Origin of the sequence: Kribbella sancticallisti (assembly GCF_039530625.1) — a bacterium.
Classification (GTDB): domain Bacteria; phylum Actinomycetota; class Actinomycetes; order Propionibacteriales; family Kribbellaceae; genus Kribbella; species Kribbella sancticallisti.
In genome coordinates this window covers 73,816-91,938 of the sequence record NZ_BAAAOS010000028.1, presented here as the reverse complement: position 1 = coordinate 91,938, position 18,123 = coordinate 73,816, and the positions used below count along the sequence as shown (strand labels likewise).

General features: G+C 66.2%; 12 protein-coding genes. 11 read left to right on the top strand and 1 reads right to left on the bottom strand.

The genetic code is table 11. The features are described 5' to 3' along the window. The first annotated feature begins 101 nt into the window (after window positions 1–101). The 4 genes from ABD255_RS21215 to ABD255_RS21200 all read left to right on the top strand — a co-directional run bounded on the left by ABD255_RS21215 (window position 102) and on the right by ABD255_RS21200 (window position 5,140). The gene (locus ABD255_RS21215; protein ID WP_344216547.1) at window positions 102–1,904 is read left to right on the top strand and encodes a hypothetical protein; all 1,803 of its coding nucleotides are present in this window, start codon (window positions 102–104) and stop codon (window positions 1,902–1,904) included. A gap of 182 nt (window positions 1,905–2,086) precedes the next feature. Continuing rightward, window positions 2,087–2,830, top strand: coding sequence for a hypothetical protein (locus ABD255_RS21210; protein ID WP_344216545.1), 744 nt, complete (start codon window positions 2,087–2,089; stop codon window positions 2,828–2,830). Between the two features lie 18 nt (window positions 2,831–2,848). Continuing rightward, window positions 2,849–3,997: a VldE C-terminal domain-containing protein gene (locus ABD255_RS21205; RefSeq protein ID WP_344216543.1), complete on the top strand. Its 1,149-nt coding sequence runs from the start codon at window positions 2,849–2,851 to the stop codon at window positions 3,995–3,997. Between the two features lie 285 nt (window positions 3,998–4,282). Beyond that, window positions 4,283–5,140, top strand: coding sequence for a M48 family metalloprotease (locus ABD255_RS21200; protein WP_344216541.1), 858 nt, complete (start codon window positions 4,283–4,285; stop codon window positions 5,138–5,140). Window positions 5,141–5,534: 394 nt separating this feature from the next. On the opposite strand, the gene ABD255_RS21195 is transcribed toward ABD255_RS21200, so the two are convergent. Beyond that, a complete protein-coding gene (locus ABD255_RS21195; protein WP_344216539.1) occupies window positions 5,535–6,638 on the bottom strand; it encodes a winged helix DNA-binding domain-containing protein in 1,104 nt (367 codons plus the stop codon). A 219-nt stretch (window positions 6,639–6,857) separates the two neighbouring features. Between ABD255_RS21195 and ABD255_RS21190 the strand changes: the two genes are divergently transcribed. The 7 genes from ABD255_RS21190 (at window position 6,858) to ABD255_RS21160 (ending at window position 18,118) form a co-directional block, all read left to right on the top strand. Continuing rightward, entirely contained in the window at window positions 6,858–8,342 is a 1,485-nt protein-coding gene (locus ABD255_RS21190; RefSeq protein WP_344216537.1) for a M4 family metallopeptidase, read from the top strand. Between the two features lie 41 nt (window positions 8,343–8,383). Continuing rightward, window positions 8,384–9,298, top strand: coding sequence for an oxidoreductase (locus tag ABD255_RS21185; protein WP_344216535.1), 915 nt, complete (start codon window positions 8,384–8,386; stop codon window positions 9,296–9,298). A gap of 94 nt (window positions 9,299–9,392) precedes the next feature. Continuing rightward, the gene (locus tag ABD255_RS21180; RefSeq protein ID WP_344216533.1) at window positions 9,393–10,976 is read left to right on the top strand and encodes a CocE/NonD family hydrolase; all 1,584 of its coding nucleotides are present in this window, start codon (window positions 9,393–9,395) and stop codon (window positions 10,974–10,976) included. Window positions 10,977–11,069: 93 nt separating this feature from the next. Further along, window positions 11,070–12,167 carry a lactonase family protein gene (locus ABD255_RS21175; protein ID WP_344216531.1) on the top strand — a complete coding sequence of 366 codons (1,098 nt, stop codon included), beginning with the start codon at window positions 11,070–11,072 and terminating at the stop codon, window positions 12,165–12,167. Window positions 12,168–12,300: 133 nt separating this feature from the next. After that, complete coding sequence (locus ABD255_RS21170) at window positions 12,301–14,787, top strand: LamG-like jellyroll fold domain-containing protein (protein ID WP_344216529.1); 2,487 nt, start codon at window positions 12,301–12,303, stop codon at window positions 14,785–14,787. Between the two features lie 91 nt (window positions 14,788–14,878). Then, window positions 14,879–15,769 (top strand): aldo/keto reductase, encoded by an 891-nt coding sequence (locus ABD255_RS21165; protein WP_344216527.1) that lies wholly within the window; start codon window positions 14,879–14,881, stop codon window positions 15,767–15,769. 69 nt (window positions 15,770–15,838) lie between these two features. Continuing rightward, window positions 15,839–18,118, top strand: coding sequence for a right-handed parallel beta-helix repeat-containing protein (locus ABD255_RS21160; RefSeq protein WP_344216525.1), 2,280 nt, complete (start codon window positions 15,839–15,841; stop codon window positions 18,116–18,118). The last annotated feature ends 5 nt before the right edge of the window (window positions 18,119–18,123 follow it).

Below are 18,123 nucleotides of genomic sequence, written 5' to 3'. Positions count from 1 at the left end.
CAGAACCAGGCCCCACCAACCCCACCGGCTTCGCCGACCTACTCCCCACCCCCGACCTAACCCACGGCGACACCCGAACCCTCTTCGAGCAGTACAGCCCGATGGTCTACGGCCTGGACTTCGAAAAAAGCATCCGCGACCCCATGGAAGCCGTCTTCAACGGCTACGCCCACTTGGTGATGATGTACATCGTCGCTATCGTCCGCGGCGCGATCTCCGTGGGCTGGTGGCTGTTCTCCTTCACCGACATCCGGCCCTTGACTGACACTGCCTCTGGCGCCATCGGTGGGATCAATACCCAGTTGGTCGGTTGGCTGCTTCCCTCAGCCCTGGCCTTCGGTGCCATCGCTGCCTACACGCAGCGGAGGACCAGCGGTAGTGCGATGGGCCAGCTGATCTGGGTGTTCGCTGCCGGCCTCCTCGCGACGAGTTTCGCCATGGCTCCGACCACATGGCTCAACGGTGTCGACGGTGCCAGGCAGATCGGTGCCCAGGCGGTCATGGAGCCGTCTCAAGCCGCTTTGGGCAGCACTGTGCAGTCGCCGATTCCGTGGCCTGAACCCAGCTTTTCGGGGACCACTCGAGACACCTTGCTCCGCAAGTCAGCCGACGCAACTTGGCGAGGGTTTGTCGTCACGCCGTGGTGCATCGCAGAGTTCGGCTCCATCGAAGCATGTAAGCGATACGGCAAGGGCATTCTCGACAAGGGCACGGATGGGGACGCAAGAAGAAGCTACATCGACAATGAGGTTGCGAAGGCTGAGGGCGGTGACGATGCCGCGACGGTGAAGTGGGCCAAGGGCGACAACCCGTTCGGTCGGGTGGGGGTGCTCACGCTTGGGGCGATCGCTGCGTCGATGTTCGCCTTCTTGAGCATCGGCCTGGCTTTCACAGCTCTGATGGCATTCGTCGGCTGCCTGCTGCTGCTGGTGGTGGGTGTCTTCTTCGCATGCCTATGGATCATCCCCGGACGACCTAGACAATGGGGAATCAACTGGTTCGAGGCGCTGCTTGGACTGGTACTGCAATCCATTCTGGCGATGCTGGTCTTCAGCGCGACCTTGACGTTGATCACGGCGGTTTTCAGCTTGACCAGCAGCCTCGGCTGGCTCCCGGTCAGTGGGTTGGCCATCGCCATTCTCATTGCGGCCTTCAGGCTAAGAAGGCTGTTGGAGAGCATGACCTCGATGATGAGGCCTGGCGCAGGCAGTCTGGTGATGGGTGGTGCAGCACGCCGCGGTGCTATGAGCGCGGTGCGTCGGATCATGGGTGCGGTCGGCAGCCGCGCGGCGAGCCCGTTGATCGGCGACAGGTCGCGCGAGCGCTCGGCGTCGCCTGAAGCCGCCACGCTTCGCGCCACCTCTGTACGGGTTTTCCGGCAGGCTCCCGCTCCAGGCGCGGGCGCAGCAGGCACCCAGGGTGGTGCGGAGTTGGCAGGTAGGTCCGACCGCCGCAGTATCGAGGCGGGATCAGGGGTGGGTGGATCACCGTCGGGCGTGCGGCGCGGCACTGCTCTCGAGCGTGCTCGGATGGCACAGCACATCAATCCCAGGTCGCCGATCTCTGGCACTACATCCAGCGGACCAGGCATCGGTTCGCGATCGGACGCCAAGCGGACGCTGACCGTGAATGCCGCGGGAGTAGCCACTCCGGTCGCCTCCGGCAGAGCAGCCAGCAGTGCGGATGCTTCGAAGGGACGTCACACTAAGCGGGTGGCTGCGGAATCGGCGGGGAGCCGCTACGAACCCAGGGCCCACTCGCACTCGGCGAGTCTCCGAGACGGTCCGCCCAAAGCTCCGCGTGACCGGCGCCGCGCTCCCTCCGGGCAGCAGCGGCGATTCCGGGAGTACTCCTCCGTCTCCAAGGACGGCGTCACGGTTCTAGTACCCAACCCTCGTAGGTGAGCGCCGTGTCCTCGCGGAAGGGTAGGGGTAAGGATCGCGACGTCTCCGATCAGTTCGTTGCGTCTGCCGAGGCGTCGTCGAGGAGAGGCAAGCGGAGGCAGAAGCAGGACCAGGTAGGCAGTCCGCCGCCTCCTGAGAGTTGGCGTGATGTGGTCAGCACCGACTACGAGTACCCAGCCGAGATGGACGAATTGAGTAGGCGTGAGCGCCGCCAAGCCAAAAAGGAATGGCGTCGGGACGATCACACACAGCGGGTGGCTTGGCTGCGTGAACAGAGGCGGGCTGAACCGGTCAGTCCGGTCAGTGTGCTCGTGGTGGTGATTCTGCTTGGCATCGTCATCCTGGGGATCGGTGGTGGCTTGCCCAAGATTCTCGGCAAGGAGGAGAGTAAGCAGCCCGTTGGCTTGCTCACGCCGGCAGATCCGCTGCCCCTGCCATCGGCTTCAGGTGCTCCGTCGTCCGCGCCGAATCAAACCGCGCCGACGAGCGGCGATACCACGCCACCACTGCAGACGAATCGACCCTCGCCGGCAGCCACCCTCGCTTCGAACGACGTGGTCGGTGCTTGGGCGCGAGCGTTCTATACGCGTACTCCGGCAACCGAGTCGTATGACCAGTTGGTCAGCAAGGTTTCGCAGTACATGACGGCCGACATGGCGGCGAGCTTCACCGCACAAGGGGATTCGACGTATGAGGCGCTCAAGACTGACGGCGGTACGTCGAAGGTCGTGTCAGCGGTGGTCACCGCGCCGAAGGTCGGGACAGCTCCGACCGATACTCCGAGCCGCATCAGCCGCGTGGTGAATGTTGTCATCGACGTCACCGGAAGCAAGCCGCAGCGGATCACCGTGCCACTACTGGTCACCGTCGTCCAGGAAAACGACACCTGGGTGATCAGCGATGTTGACGGCGGTACGGGTCCATGACGCGCGGAGGAGGCTGAGATGTACGACGAGAGAGATCTTGCTCGCGCTGCCGGCGTCGTTCTCAGCCGCAGCTTCGCGGTGAAGATCGGCGGTATCGCTGCTCTGATCGGCGTCCTTGGCTTGCTGATGCTCGCACCGTTCGGTGTCAGTGGAGACCAGGTATCCGCTGCTTGCCCGCCGGGAGCGCCTGTGGTGGATGAAGACCCCGAGGTGAGCGGGGAGTTGCGGCAGCAACAGGTCGGCTTCGCGAAACTGATCGACGAGGTCGCTGTGGCAAGAGGCTTGCCGGGGCAGGCGACGCTGGTTGCGCTGATGACCGCGCTTCAAGAGTCCCAATTGCAAAACCTTGAGGGTGGTGACCGGGACTCTGTCGGACTGTTCCAACAAAGGCCGTCGGCAGGTTGGGGAACGATCGAACAGATCCGCGATCCGCGGTACTCGGCCGAGGCCTTCTTCGGCGGCGTGAATCTACCGGACCCGCCCGGTCTGGTCGACATCAACAGTTGGCCATCCATGACGTACAACGACGCCGCCCAGGCCGTTCAGGTTTCCGGTTATCCGAACGCCTATGCAAAGCAGGAGAAGGCGGCGAGAAAGATAGCCGCCGAGGCCGGTATCGACCTCAACCGTACTGGTGATCCCTACGCCGGTCGGGCCGGCGCCAAGCCGTCTGGAGATGACGACGGGGGAACATCGAGCTTGATCGATGATGACTGCGGCGGCGGCTTGATCTCCGGCCGGCCGGTCAACGGCGTCTGGCCGCCCGAACAAGCCACCATCACTGACCCGTCTGGCACTGGAGGGCAGGTGACTCCGAGGACCGCGGCGTGGGTCGCTCAGGCCCGTGCGGCGCTTGGCACCTTGAGCTTGGGCTGCTGGGACGCTCACTTGTGGAATCCCAGCAGCGATCACCCGAAGGGGCGAGCCTGTGATCTCTTCGTGGGAACGGATGCGCGGCGGTCGGCTCCAGCCAAAGCGGCAGGGGACCGGATCGCCAACTGGGCGATTCAAACGGCGGCAACGACTGGACTCAACTATGTGATCTGGTATGGGCAGATATGGTCGGCCCGGACCGGCAAGTGGCGCACCTACAACGGTGGCGGGGTCTACGACACGACGAATCCAACCGGCGGCCATTACGACCATGTGCATGTGTCCCTGTACTGACGAGGTGCAGCGTGACCTGGTCGAGAGCTGATATCGATAAGGTCGGAATCTGTGTCGGATGAAGGATCGATAGCGTCATGAGGGGATGCTCGGGTGACTGGGACAGATAGGCCGGGAGAGCCGCCTGATCCTCAGCGCTGGGACGGTGGTCAGGATTCCGGACCGGTATGGCCGCCCAGTCGACAGCCCGAGACGCCCGGGCCGCCGGCGGTGCCCGACTGGCAGCCGCCACCGGGGCCCCGTCAACTGGGTGGCGGAAACCCGCTGCCAGTGCAGCGTTCCCAGTTGTCGGACCTGCTTCCCGCGATCAACTGGTTCTTCTGGAGTTTTGTTGTTGTTTTCTGGGTCTCCGGGTTCTTCGGCCTTGAGGACGGCGCGTGGATTGTCGTCGGAATCTGGCTGCTTTCCGGTGCTGTGATCCTCTGGCGGCCTCTGGAAGACATCCAGGCGAAGCTCGTCTTCAGGTTGCGGCGACCCACCATGGTCGAAGAGTCGCGGTTGAGGCCCATCTGGTCGTCATTGGCAGCCCGCGCGGGAATCGATGGTGGAACCTACGCGCTCTGGATTCAGGAGACTGAAGAAATCAGCGCCGCGCCGACAGTCGGACACACTGTCGCCGTCACCCGGTGGTCTTTGTATACGCTGCCGCCGAGTCATCTCGAAGCCGTACTGGCACATGAACTCGCACACCATCTTGGTGGCCGTTCGTGGTTGCGATTGCTCGGCTTCTGGTATTCATTGCCCGCTCGCGGGGCGCTGGCCGTGATGCGGTTGCTGTTGAAGCTGATCAAGGCGGTGCCGGTTCTCGGTTGCTTGATCGTCGGCTTCTTCCTGGTTGCCTATCTCGGCGTGATCGTCGCGATGCTGATGTTCAACGAGAGTTTGCTGACACCACTGCTGTATTTCACGCCGTTGCTCGCTGCCCCGATCTTGGCCTGGCTCAGCAGATGGAACGAGCAGAACGCAGACCGCACTGCGGCGGAGTTGGGCTATGGCCCCAAGCTTGTCGAAGTCTTTTATGGCTGGCAGGTTCGAGGTCAGGATGCCGGTCGGCCAGCAGGCACCCTGCGGTCCGACTTGCTCTCCTCGCATCCTCGTGTCTCCGAGCGCATCCGAGCGCTGGAGAAGCTGCTTTCTCGATAGCCGGGATGCATCACCGGCCGGACAATGCGTTGGTGTCACTGGCTCGGTCGAATGGCGCACGTGTCGGGCCGGTCCTCGTAACCTGCGGACATAGCAGACCGCGGCGCACGGAGTCAGGTCCGCAAGATGCGCCGCGGTCTCATCGGCCTCAACGGTGTTAGCGCACCTCCGCCGACTGCCTAACTCTACCCGAGTCAGAGGCGGGTGTGAGGGAACAGCCCTCCGGCGCTTACGCGGTATCGGTTGTTAACCGGTTGGCACCAACAGAATTGCGTTGACCTACGTTCATGGCGAACTCGACTGGTTTGCTTCGGCAGATCGTTCTTGTTGTTCTCACCGGGGCTTTTGCCGCTTTTGGCTGCTGTGTCGGCTCTGCTGGTGCTCTGCGGCGCGATTACTCGAGGAACTTGATTTCGGGGGTTTTGGCTTCAGGGGTGGTGAAGGTGAGTAGGTGGTGGGCCTCGGATTCGATGGACTTGCGGGCGGTGGCGGTGAGTTTCGTGATGGGTTCGATTTCGATCGTGGCCGTCTTCTTGGGTTGTTTGGGTTGTTTCCAGAGGGCGGTTACGCGGCCGTCGTGGAGGACTGAGCCTCTTGAGAGGGTTTCTTGGAGGACTAGGCGTTGTCGGGTTTTGTTGGGGATCCAGCGGGTTCGGTCGGTGTGGGAGAGGAGGAGGTTGTCGTATTCGGGGAGGAAGCGGGTGGGGACTTCGGTGTCTTCGTGGGGGAGGGTGATGGTGGGGAGGTCGTAGAGGGTGCGGCCGGAGTCTGCGTCTGTGTGGGTTACCAGGTCCAGGCGGTCGAAGACCTCGGAGAGGCGGGTTAGGCCGGACCAGGTTTGGGCGTCTTGGATTGAGGCGGGGCCGTAGGCGGCTAGGTAGCGGAGGATCACGGAGTCGATCGAGGGAGTTGGGTCGATGTCGGTGCCTAGCCATTGGGTGGCGGTGGCCATGGTGGGGTTGCCGCCCTTGCCCCAGATGCCTCGGGGTGGGATCTGGATGGTGGGGAGTAGGCAGCGGACCGCGTGGGCCAGTGAAGGGGCGTCGCGGTCGGGCCAGAGTTGGGTGAGGTGTTCGCGGAGTTGGACGGCGGTGGCGGGGCTGGCGGCCATGCGGTCTACACCGGCTTGGAGTACGGCGTCCATGTCCAGGCCTTCCAGGCGGTGGCGGCCGTAGGTCTGGTTTTGGTAGACCTCGCGTTCCAGGCGGGGCTGGATCAGGGCGCGGATCGCCAGGAAGTCGCGGCTCGAGACCAGGTGGATCGTTGCCCGCATCAAAGAACCGCGAACCGCCTGGCGGGATTCCAGCAGGTCCGCCAGTTCCGCGGGCTTGAAGTCGACTTGGCGGGTCCACAGGCCGACGTACGGCGCGAGCGGGCTCTGCGCCTGCATGCCGACGAGGTGCTCGATCGTTTCGAGCGCGGTGGCGGAGCGGCGTTCGATCAGCCACTGGCGATCCAGCGTGGCGCGGTTCAGGGCTCGCAGACTCAACTTCGGCATGGCTGATCCTCTCCTGGGGGCGAGGTCAACTCTAGGAAGAGAAGCGGCCAGGTTCTGTCCGCTATCCGCGAAGGCCGAAGACTGCGGGAGGCCAGATGTTTTCCCTTGCCGCAACTAAACGACGGAAAGTTTTGCTTCCCTCCGACGTGCCCGGCGAACTAGGGTCGCCACGGATCGCAGTCGTACCACCACGGTCGTCCACCCTGGGAGGGAATGAGTATGACGAAGCACGTGCACCGCCGGAAGGCGGTCGCGGCCATCACGGCGGGATTCGCCACCATCGCGATGGGACTGACCTACACCAGCGCCGCGGGGGCAGCGCCGGCCACAGACGAAGCCAGTACTGCGGTGCCCGGCGACCTCAAGCTGATCAAGACCAAGACCTCGCTGCTCGGCAAGCACTACTGGTACCAGCAGACCTTCAAGGGCTTGCCCGTGATCAACGGGTACTACGCCAAACACCTCGACAAGTCCGGCAAGATCGTCCAGGTCTCCGACGGGCGGGACGCCGTACCGGCCTCGCTCGACGTGAGCGCCAAGGTGCCGTCGGCAACTGCCACCAAGTCCGCCAACGCGGCCGTCACCGCCCGCGCCGCGCGGAGCCGGAACGCCGGCGGCAAGAACGTCACTCCGACGCCGGCCGCGACGCAGGGAGCGGCCCAACTCGCCGTCGTCGGCGGACCGGACGCGCGGCTGGTCTGGAACGTCACCTCGAGTTCGGCCGAGGGCGTCACCCGCTCGCTGGTCGACGCCAAGGACGGCAAGGTCGTCGAGTCGAAGGTGATCAGCGACAACGTCGACGGCAAGGGATCGGTGTTCGACCCGAACCCCGTCGTCACGTTGAAGAACGAGGACCTGACCGATCAGGACGACGCGAACCAGAACGAGTTGTTCGTGGCGCAGAAGAACGTGATCCTGCGCAACCTGGACGGTTCGGGCAAGCTGGTCGGTCCGTACGTCAACATCGTGAAGGCCAAGGGCGGGCTGGCCAAGAGCGCCACCAACACGTTCGTGTACGAGCGCGAGAACGACAAGTTCGAGCAGGTGATGGCGTACTACCAGGTCAACCAGACCCAGGAGTACATCCACTCGCTCGGCTTCACCGAGGTGAACAACGAGTCCCAGGACTTCGATATCAACACCTTCGAGGGTGACAACTCGTTCTACGACCCGTCCAAGGACCGGATCACGATGGGCGAGGGCGGGGTCGACGACGCCGAGGACGCCGAGGTGATCTGGCACGAGTACGGGCACGCGATCCAGGACGATATCGTCCCCGGCTACGGCGAGTCCCCGGAGGCCGGCGCGATGGGCGAGGGCTTCGGCGACTACTGGGCCGTCACGATGTCCGTACCGGTCAGCAAGAACTACGACCTGCCGTGCGTGATGGACTGGGACGCGGTGTCGTACACGCCCGGCCCGAAGCACTGCCTGCGGCGTACCGACACCGGCAAGACCACCGACGACATGGTCGGCCAGGTGCACGCCGACGGCGAGATCTGGTCGCACGCGCTGTGGGACATCCACAAGGCGCTCGGCCGGAACAAGGCCAACAAGGTGATCCTGCAGGGCACGTTCTTCTACGCGCCGGACACCACGTTCGCCGACGCCGCCCGGGTCACCGTGCAGTCGGCCCGGCTGCTCTACGGCAAGGGTGCCGCCGAGCAGGTCACCCAGGCCTTCCAGGCACGCAAGATCCTCTAGTAGCAACTACCCGCTCATGCGCCCACGACTACTGTGGGCGCATGAGCTGGAGTACTTCGAAGATCCCCGATCTCACAGGCCGCCGTGCCCTCGTCACCGGCGCCACCAGTGGAATCGGCTACGAGACCGCGCTCGAACTCCTCCGGCACGGCGCCGAGGTGATCATCGCGGCCCGCAACCCCGAGAAGTCCCAGCGGGCGGCCGCCAAGCTCGCCGCGGCCTCCGGCCGCGAGGAACCCGAGATCCTCGATCTCGACCTCGCTGATCTGACCAGCGTGAAGAAGGCGGCCGGCCAGTTCGAGCACGACCACCTGGATCTCCTGGTGAACAACGCGGGCGTGATGGCGACGCCGTACCGGCAGACCGTCGACGGGTTCGAGCTGCAGATCGGCACCAACCATCTCGGCCACTTCGCTCTCACCGCGCGGCTGCTGCCGTTGCTGCTCAAGGCCGAGAACCCGCGGGTGGTCACCGTCAGCTCGTTCATGCACAAGACGGTCAGCAGCATCCGGCAAGCAGACCTCCGGGCCGAGAACGGCTATGCCAAGTGGGACGCCTACAGCAAGTCCAAGCTGGCCAACCTGCTCTTCATGTTCGAACTCGACCGCCGTGCTCGCGCGGCCGGCTCCAACCTCCTGAGCGCCGGCTCACACCCCGGCTACGCGCGGACCCACCTGCAGACCTCCGGGCCTCAACTCGGCGGTGCCAGCCGGGAGGCGCGGGTCGTCAGCGGCTTCACCAACCTCGTAGCCCAGTCCGCCGCCGCAGGCGCCTGGCCGAGCCTGTACGCCGCCACGGAGCCCGGCGTGCGCCCCGGCTCGTTCATCGGCCCGTCCTTCTTCGAGTACCGCGGCAAGCCGAAGGTGGTCAGCCCGACCAAGGCCGCCCAAGACCCCGAGCTCGCCCAGCGCCTCTGGGCCTGGTCCGTCGAGGCGACCGGAGTCGACGCGTTCTGACGGATAGTGCCGAGCTAGTGACACACCGGTAACTTCATGGTTACCCTTCGGTAAAACTGCCGAGTAACACGGACGCCCGCCCCGGAGGTCACCGATGCGCCGACTCGTGCTCGCCCTTGCCGTCCTCGCCGCGAGTGTCGGCCTCGGGCCGGTCCCGGCCCAGGCCGCCCCTGGATTCAGTACTGCGTACGAGCGCATCCCCGGCGCGGGCGGCACCGAGATCGGGGCGGTCGTGCTGACTCCGACCGGCCAGGGCACCGGGCCGTTCCCGCTCGTAGTGATGCCGTCCAGTTGGGGCCTGCCGAACATCGAGTACGTCGGCCAGGGCGCCAAGCTCGCCAAGGCGGGCTTCCAGGTGATCTCGTACACCAGTCGCGGCTTCTGGGACTCCACCGGGGAGATCGACATCGCGGGCCCACCGACCGTCGCCGACGTCAGCGAGGTGATCGACTGGGCCGGCGAGCACACTCCGGCCGACACCAGCCGGGTCGCGTCGGTGGGGATCTCGTACGGCGCCGGCATCTCGCTGCTCGCCGGCGCTCAGGATCCGCGGATCAAGGCCGTCGGCGCACTGAGCGGCTGGGCGGACCTGATCGCCTCGCTGAACCCGAACGAGACGGTCGCGCTCCAGTCCGTCGCCGGTCTCCTTGCCCTGGGCAACATCACCGGCCGGCCGGGACCGGAGATGCGGACGCTGCAGACCAAGTTCGTCAGCGGCGACTTCGACGGCGCGATCGCGGCCGCCAAGCAGTTGGCGCCGGTCCGGTCCGCCACGACCGTGGTCGACCGGATCAACGCGAACCAGCCCGCGGTCTTCCTCGCCAATGCCTTCGAGGACTCGATCTTCCCGCCGACGCAGTACACCGACTTCTTCACCAAGTTGACCGGGCCGAAGCGCTTGCTGCTGGCTCACGGCGATCACGCGACCCCCGAGGCGACCGGTGCGATCGGCCTGCCCAACGAGACCTGGGACGAACTCGCGCCGTGGCTGCGGCACTACCTCACCGGCGCGGACAACGGCGCTGATCAAAAGGCGCCGGTGCAACTGAAGTCGCAGCGCGGTGTCTGGCGGAGCTACCCGACCTGGGCTGCCGTCGGGACCATGAAGACGTCGTACCTGACCAAGCCGGCCGGCTTGTCCCGCACCGGCGGCCTTCAGTCGACGGCTGCGACAGGATGGTCGAACCGGATCGGCGCAGGCATTCCGACCCTGGCGGACAGTGGAATCGCGCTGTTCTCTGGCGCTCTGCAAGGCCTGCTGTCGATCCCTGTCGGCGTCGCGACGCCCCTGGTAGACAGGACATTCGCCGGAGTCTGGTCAGGGCCCACCTACAGCCAGAAGACCGTACTGAACGGCGCTCCGCGGCTGCACGTGACCGTCACACCGACCGGCCGCGACACCTCCCTCTTCGCCTACCTGTACGACGTCGACGCGCTCGGCGTCGGGTCGCTCGTCTCGCACAAGCCCTACACGTTGCGCGGGGCAACAGCAGGTCAGCCGATCCCGCTCGACTTCAGGCTCGAGGCAACCAGTTGGGAGGTCGCGGCCGGCCATCATCTGGTCCTGGTTGTGGACACCGTCGATCCGCGCTACCTCGGCCGCAGCAAGGTCGGCACGAGCGTGACCTTCAGTTCGCCGACAACAGACCCGGCCTGGCTGAGCGTTCCCGTTGCATAGATTGCAACGAGAGTTGTATGGGTTGCCACATCTGCCGAGGTGGGCCACTCTATGTGGTCGGACGATCACCTAGAAGCTCGGAGGATGTGTCACATGGGTACGAGCCGCCGCCGTTTCCTCGGACTCACCGCAGCCGCCGTCGGCAGTGCCGCGGTCGGGGTCAGCCCAGCCGCCGCGTCCTGCCGGACCGGCTCGACGCTGTACCTCGGCACCTACACCTCGCCCGCCGGAGGTGGCACCGGGATCGGGGTGGCGTCGTACGACCTGGCGAGCGGGCAGATCACCTCGACCGGCGTGCTGGCCGGAGTACAGGATCCGTCGTTCCTGATCCTGTCGCAGTCCGGCCGCCACCTGTACGCCGTGAACGAGCAGGCGGCGGGTGGCGTGACAGCGGTGACGGTGGACGCCCCGGGCAAGCTGCGGCTGCTCAACCGGCAGCCGAACGGTGGCTCCGCGCCGTGCCATCTCGAACTGGTTGCCAATGGCAAATACCTGGTGAGCGCCAACTACAGTTCGGGTGATCTGGCCGTGCATCCTGTCAACACCGATGGAAGCCTCGGGCAACAGACGGACCTGGTGAAGCACGCCGGTTCGGCGCCGCACGCTCATCAAGTGCTGCAAGACCCGACCGGCAACTACGTGCTGGCAGTCGACCTGGGCACCGACTCGATCTACACCTACACGATCGCCGCCGGGAAGTTGACCCTGCGATCCCAGGCGAGCGTGGCGGCCGGCGCCGGACCGCGGCACTTGGCCTTCCATCCGAACGGGCGCTTCGCCTACGTCGCGAACGAACTCAACAGCACCATCACGGTCTGCCAGTACGAGTCCGGCCGCCTGACCCCGGGCACAACCCAGACCACGATCCCGGCCGGATCGCCGCAGAACTATCCCGGCGAAGTGATCGTGTCGCCGGACGGCCGCTTCGTCTACCTCACCAACCGCGGCCACAACAGCATCGCTGTCTTCGCCGTCGAGTCCGGGGGAGCGGCGATACGCCTGGTCGGTACGCCGTCCTGCGGCGGTGACTGGCCACGGCACGTGACGCTGGACCCGACCGGCAAGCTGATGTTCGTTTCCAACCAACGATCGAACACGATCAAAACCTTCCACCGGAACACCCAGACCGGTGAACTGACCTCGGCGGCGACCTTGAGCACGCCGATTCCGGTCTGCGTGGTCCCTGGCTGATGTTTGATCGTGACTGAACTCTTGCCTTTTTGTTCCACTCGGCTTTGAATGACGAGCGTGTCCGCTTGGTCACGCTTGGTCATGTGAGCGCGACCACGGACTGACCTTTCTCCGCCCACGAAAGGGAAGTCAGATGAACCTCAGACATCGCCTGACGGCGGTCGTGGTCGCCGGTCTGCTGACCGCGACCGCGCTCGCCGGCCGGCAGGCAACCGCGCAACAGATCGACGAGCCGGCCTGGCAGCCCGGCACGCCCCCGCTCAGCACCCCGTGGACCGACGACGTCTCGCCGAGCAACGCCCTCCCGGAGTACCCCCGTCCGCAACTCACCCGCTCGAAATGGCAGAACCTGAACGGCCTGTGGGAGTTCGCCCCGGCCGCCGCGGGTGAGGCGGCGCCGATCGGGAAGACGCTGGCCGAGCGAGTCCTGGTGCCGTACCCGATCGAGTCGGCGCTGTCCGGCATCCAGCGGCACGAAGACCGGATGTGGTACCGCCGGACCTTCACCGTCCCCAGCGGTTGGCAGGGACAGCGGCTGGTCCTGCACTTCGGCGCGGTCGACTACGACGCGAAGGTCTGGGTGAACGGCCGCCAGGTCGCCACCCATCGCGGCGGCTACGACGGCTTCGACGTGGACGTGACGAACGTACTGCGCCGCTCCGGCCCGCAGGAGTTGATCGTCTGGGCCGAGGACCTCACCGACGAGACGTTCCAGCCGATCGGCAAGCAGCGCGAGGTCGGGGATCGCGGCATCTTCTACCAGGGCAGTTCCGGCATCTGGCGGACCGTCTGGATGGAACCGGTGAACACCTCGGCGATCGACCGGCTCCAACTCACGCCCGACCTGGCCACCAGCACGCTCAGGATCACCGCGGACACCAGCGGACCGGTCGGCCTCGACGTCGAGGCCACGGCGTACGACGGCCGCAAGGTGGTCGGCACGGTCCGGGGCAAGGCCGGCACCGAACTCAGGGTGCCGATCCCGAACCCCAAGCTCTGGTCGCCGGACAACCCGTTCCTGTACGACCTGAAGGTCCGGCTGATCGATCGCGGCAGGACCGTCGACCAGGTCGGCTCGTACTCCGGGATGCGGTCGGTCGGCAAGCTGAAAGGGGCCGACGGCAAACTCCGGCTCGCGCTGAACGGCAAGATCCTGTTCAACCTGTCCACCCTCGACCAGGGGTTCTGGCCGGACGGGCTGAACACCGCACCGACCGACGAGGCGCTCCGGTTCGACCTCGAGCAGCACAAGGTGCTCGGCTTCAACACCGTGCGCAAGCACATCAAGGTGGAGCCGGACCGCTGGTTCTACCACGCGGACAGGCTCGGCCTGATGGTCTGGCAGGACATGCCGTCGTCCAAGACCGACGCGATGCCGGAGCCCTGGCGGGCCCAGTTCAAGGCCGAACTGCACGAGATGATCGAGGAGCACAAGAGCTTCACCTCGATCACCGCCTGGGTGCCGTTCAACGAGGGCTGGGGTGAGTGGGACCTGGCCGAGACCGGGCGGATCGCCGACAGCGTCAAGGCCCAGGACCCGTCGCGACTCGTCAACGCCCACAGCGGGATGAACTGCTGCAACTCCAAGGGCGACTCCGGTCGCGGCGACATGATCGACCACCACGCGTACCTCGGACCGGCGACCTCCAGCCCGGCTGGTGACCGGGTCGCGGTCGACGGCGAGCACGGCGGATTCGGCCTGAAGACGGCGGACCACATGTGGTTCGGCGACGGCTTCGCCTACGAGATGACGCCGGACCAGGCGACCCTCACCCGCCGCTACGTCGAGAACCAGCGCGACGTACTCCGGTCGGCCAACACCTGCGGGATCAGCGGCTCGGTCTACACCCAGATCACCGATGTCGAAGGCGAGCTGAACGGCTTCTTCACCTACGACCGGCAGATCCCGAAGATGGACTTCGCCCAGGTCCGGGCGGTGAACGAATCCATCATCACCGGCGCCGACGGGACCGGTACGAGCGGTCCGCCGCCGCCGGCCGGCACCCCGGGCGCCGACGGCATCCACTTCTATCCGCTCGACGGAACCACTGAAGATGCCGTCGGCAACAACGACGCCACGTTGCAGGGCGGTGCGACGTTTGCCGAGGGCAAGAACGGCCAAGGCGTTGCCCTGAACGGATCCAGTCAGTTCATCGACACCGGCGCCCAACTCCTCGACACCAGCGGCAACTACACCGCGACCGCCTGGGTGAAGCTGAACAAGGCGGACGGCTCCTTCCAGACCGTGGTCAGCCAGGACGGCGACCGGGACAGCGCGTTCTTCCTGCAGTACTCCGGCCAGGACCAGCGGTTCGCGATGTCCTTCCCCGGCCAGCGAGCACTCGCCCCGACCAAGCCGAACCCGAACCAGTGGTACCACCTCACCGGAGTACGGGATGCCGCCAAGGGCGAGTTGAGGCTGTACGTCGACGGCGAGTTGGCGGCCACGAAGAGTGCCTGCAGCCTGGACGCCACCTCGACCGGCAACACCGTGATCGGACGGGCCAAGTTCGGCGGCAACTCGGTCGACTATCTCGACGGTACGGTCGACCAGGTCCACCTGTTCGACCGGGCGCTCGGCCCTGAGGAGGTGCGCAGCCTCTACGCATCGGGCCGCTGAGGAGTAGTTTCGAGATGCGAGGTCCTCTCCCAACCGCCATCCTGGTAGGGCCGCAGTCTGGCGGTGCTGCCGACCAGGGAGGACCAGTCCGATGACCGCTCCCAGCCATGTCCTCAGCCCCAGGACCGCGATGAAGTTCCGTCTTCCCCGCTTCGGACTCGGCGGGTCGCCCCTCGGCGACCTGCCGGGTCCGGACGGCGACGTCACCGCGACGGTCACCATCGACGCGGCGTACCAGGCCGGCATCAGGTTTTTCGACACCGCTCCGCGCTACGGCCGGGGCCAGTCCGAACGACGCTTCGGTACTGCGCTCGCCCGCCGCCCGCGCGGGGAGTTCCTGGTGTCGACCAAGGTCGGCCGGCTCATCGACGGCACGCCGGACTTCTCCGCGGACGGGATCACGCGATCCCTGGCCGACAGCCGCGAACGTCTCGGCCTCGACGTGGATCTGGTCCTGCTGGATGAGCCGGGGGAGCACTGGCAGCAGGCGATCGAGGATGCCTACCCGGTGCTGCACGAACTGCGACGGGGCCACCTGATCGCCGCGATCGGCGTGGCCGCGGACGACTGGCGGCTGCTCGACCGGTTCGTCCGCGACACCGAGATCGACGCGGTCCGGCTGGCCGGGCAGTACTCGCTGCTCGACCGGTCGGCGACCCCCCTGCTGGATCGCTGCGAGGCTCGGGGTGTCGTCGCGATCGCGGCCGGAGTACTGGGCAAGGAGGTGCTGAGGATTGACCAGTCCAAGCAAACAACTGACCCGACGGCGATCCTCGCGCGGCGCATCTCGGCGGTCTGCGAACGGTACGGCGTCTCGCTGCCGCAGGCCGCGCTCGCCTTCCCTGGCAGGCATTCCGCGGTCGGGTCGGTGTTGATCGGGGCCGCCAGCCAGGCCGAGATCCGGGCCGACGCGGCCCTGGTCCGGCAATCGGTTCCGGCCGAACTGTGGCGCGACCAGGAACTGCTCGGACTTCTGGACTAGTCAGGCCTTGTCACTTGTCCCGGGCTAGGTGATTCTGGACCCCTTTCGATTCCTGTGGGGGGATGTCCTTTGTCCAGAATCACTGCGGCCTGCCTGCGCGCCGCCGCGCTGGCCGGCCTGCTCGGCTCCGGCCTGGTCGCGGTCGCCGTACCGACTGCTTCGGCCGCCACCATCACCGTCACCACGACGGCCGACACGGTCGACGGAGGGGACGGCCAGACCTCGCTGCGGGAGGCGTTCACGACCGCCGGCGCGAACGGCGTCGACGACACGATCTCGCTGGGCGCCGGCCAGACCTACATCCTGACCGACTGCGCCGGACCGATGACCCATGCCGAGGGCCACGAACTCGTTGTCGAGGGCAATAACTCGACGATCGAGCAGGGCTGCGATGCCACCGGCATCGTCGACAGCACCGACCACGCCGGGCGGCTGGAACTGCGGAACCTGGTCATCGACGGCGGGCCGAACACCACGAACACGGGGCTGGAGGGTGCCGCGGTCCGTTCGGACAGCGAGTTGATGCTGAGCACGGTCGAGATCCGGAACGTGCTGTCGCCGAACGGTTCGGTCGTCTGGTCCAGCTTCGACCACGGCATCACGCCGTACCGGATGAGCATCCTGGGCAGCAACCTGCACCACAACACCGGCAGCATCGTGTTCTGCGAGAACTGCTCGGCCAGGGTCGACGGCAGCACGATCTCCGCCAACACCGGCTCCGGGATCTCGATGGTCGACGGCTACCCGCTGGTGGTCGAGAGTTCGACGATCTCGAACAACACCCGGGCGGGCATCAGCGACACCGGCCAGGGCTTCCCGGCCAACAAGCTGACGATCAACAACAGCCAGATCGAGAACAACGGCCGGGTCGGCATCCGCTGCGTCAACTGCGGCGTGCTGAGCATGTACTCCACCGGTGTCAACGGCAACGGCCTGACGGCGGTCGACGCGCTCGGCGGCATCTCGTTCTCGATGTCGGAGCGCAACGGCACCCCGGCGTCGTCGATCAGCAGCATCCTGTCCAGCATCACGGGCAACAAGAGCACTGCCGCGGGCGGTGGTCTCTCCGTCACGCCCATCCTCGTTGAGGACGGTGGAGAAACCGCGACCACGTACCTCGACCGCACGACGATCGACGGCAACCAGTCCGCGGGCGACGGCGGAGGCGTGGCGGTCAGCGTCGGGAACCTCAACCTCTACAAGGGCAGCCTGATCGGCAACACCGCGGCCGGCAAGGGTGGCGGTCTGGCGTATCTGACCCCAGGGCCGGCGTCGGCGGTGTCGCTGGACTCGACCGAGATCCAGACCAACACGGCCGGCACTGACGGTGGTGGGGTCCACGTGGCCGGCGCGGGCTCGGTGAGCGGGTTCCAGCCGATCATCTCGGGCAACACGGCAACCGGCAACGGCGGCGGCATCAAGGTCGGCTTCGCCTTCCAGGTCGGGTTCGACGGCGGCAAGATCTACGGCAACACCGCGGCCAACGGCGCCGGGCTGGACCTGGCCGGCGAGGTGGTGAAGTTCGACAAGACCACCATCAACGACAACGCGGTCGCTCCCGTCACCGGCACCGGCGGCGGCGCCCGCATCTCGGCGATGGCGACCGAGTTGCTGAACAGCACGGTCAACGGCAACACCGCGGCGGTCGGCGGCGGCCTCAACTTCACCACCGCCACGCAGGTCAAGCTGACCCACGTGACGATGGCCGACGACACCGCGACCACCGGCGCGCACATCGCCGCGGTACCGGCCGCGACGGTCGCGATCAGCCGAAGCGCCCTGGTCCTGCCGATCACCGGTACTGCGTGCGCGGGGGTCGGCGGCGCCTTCAACGGCACCTCCGGCGGCTTCTCCGTACTGCGGGACGCCACGTGCGGCTCGATCGCCTCGGACCTGGTGACTGCCGCCGACCCACAACTGGCTCCGCTGACCAACGGGTATCCGTCGGGACGGCTCCCGGCGGCGACCAGTCCGCTCGGCGGCCGGGTGCCGGTGGCGAGTTGCACGATCGAGGACGACCAGCGCCTGCAGGCTCGTCCGCTCGGGGCGAACTGTGACGCGGGATCGGTCGAGTTCGTCGAGACGGTCGCTCCGCCCAGCCCGGACAAGGCGCTGAAGGACCTGATCGCCGAGGTCAGGGCGCTGCATCTGGTCAAGCCGCTGGAGACGGTGCTGGTGCTCAAGCTCGAACTGGCCCGGGCCGCGATCAAGGCGAACCACAAGCCGGCCGCGAAGATCCTGCTGACCGCGTTCATCGCCGAGGTCACAGCCCAGTCGGGCAAGAAGATCCCGGCCGCGGCCGCGGCTCAACTGGTGATCAAGGCCACCGCCATCAGGGACAGTCTGTAGCTATT

What these genes read in the sequence shown, in the direction of transcription:
- ABD255_RS21180 (WP_344216533.1), top strand. Translation starts at nt 9,393, where the DNA reads ATGCGCCGACTCGTGCTCGCCCTTGCCGTCCTCGCCGCGAGTGTCGGC.
- ABD255_RS21195 (WP_344216539.1), bottom strand. Translation starts at nt 6,638, where the DNA reads ATGCCGAAGTTGAGTCTGCGAGCCCTGAACCGCGCCACGCTGGATCGC.
- ABD255_RS21165 (WP_344216527.1), top strand. Translation starts at nt 14,879, where the DNA reads ATGACCGCTCCCAGCCATGTCCTCAGCCCCAGGACCGCGATGAAGTTC.
- ABD255_RS21190 (WP_344216537.1), top strand. Translation starts at nt 6,858, where the DNA reads ATGACGAAGCACGTGCACCGCCGGAAGGCGGTCGCGGCCATCACGGCG.
- ABD255_RS21215 (WP_344216547.1), top strand. Translation starts at nt 102, where the DNA reads ATGGTCTACGGCCTGGACTTCGAAAAAAGCATCCGCGACCCCATGGAA.
- ABD255_RS21185 (WP_344216535.1), top strand. Translation starts at nt 8,384, where the DNA reads ATGAGCTGGAGTACTTCGAAGATCCCCGATCTCACAGGCCGCCGTGCC.
- ABD255_RS21205 (WP_344216543.1), top strand. Translation starts at nt 2,849, where the DNA reads ATGTACGACGAGAGAGATCTTGCTCGCGCTGCCGGCGTCGTTCTCAGC.
- ABD255_RS21210 (WP_344216545.1), top strand. Translation starts at nt 2,087, where the DNA reads ATGGACGAATTGAGTAGGCGTGAGCGCCGCCAAGCCAAAAAGGAATGG.
- ABD255_RS21170 (WP_344216529.1), top strand. Translation starts at nt 12,301, where the DNA reads ATGAACCTCAGACATCGCCTGACGGCGGTCGTGGTCGCCGGTCTGCTG.
- ABD255_RS21175 (WP_344216531.1), top strand. Translation starts at nt 11,070, where the DNA reads ATGGGTACGAGCCGCCGCCGTTTCCTCGGACTCACCGCAGCCGCCGTC.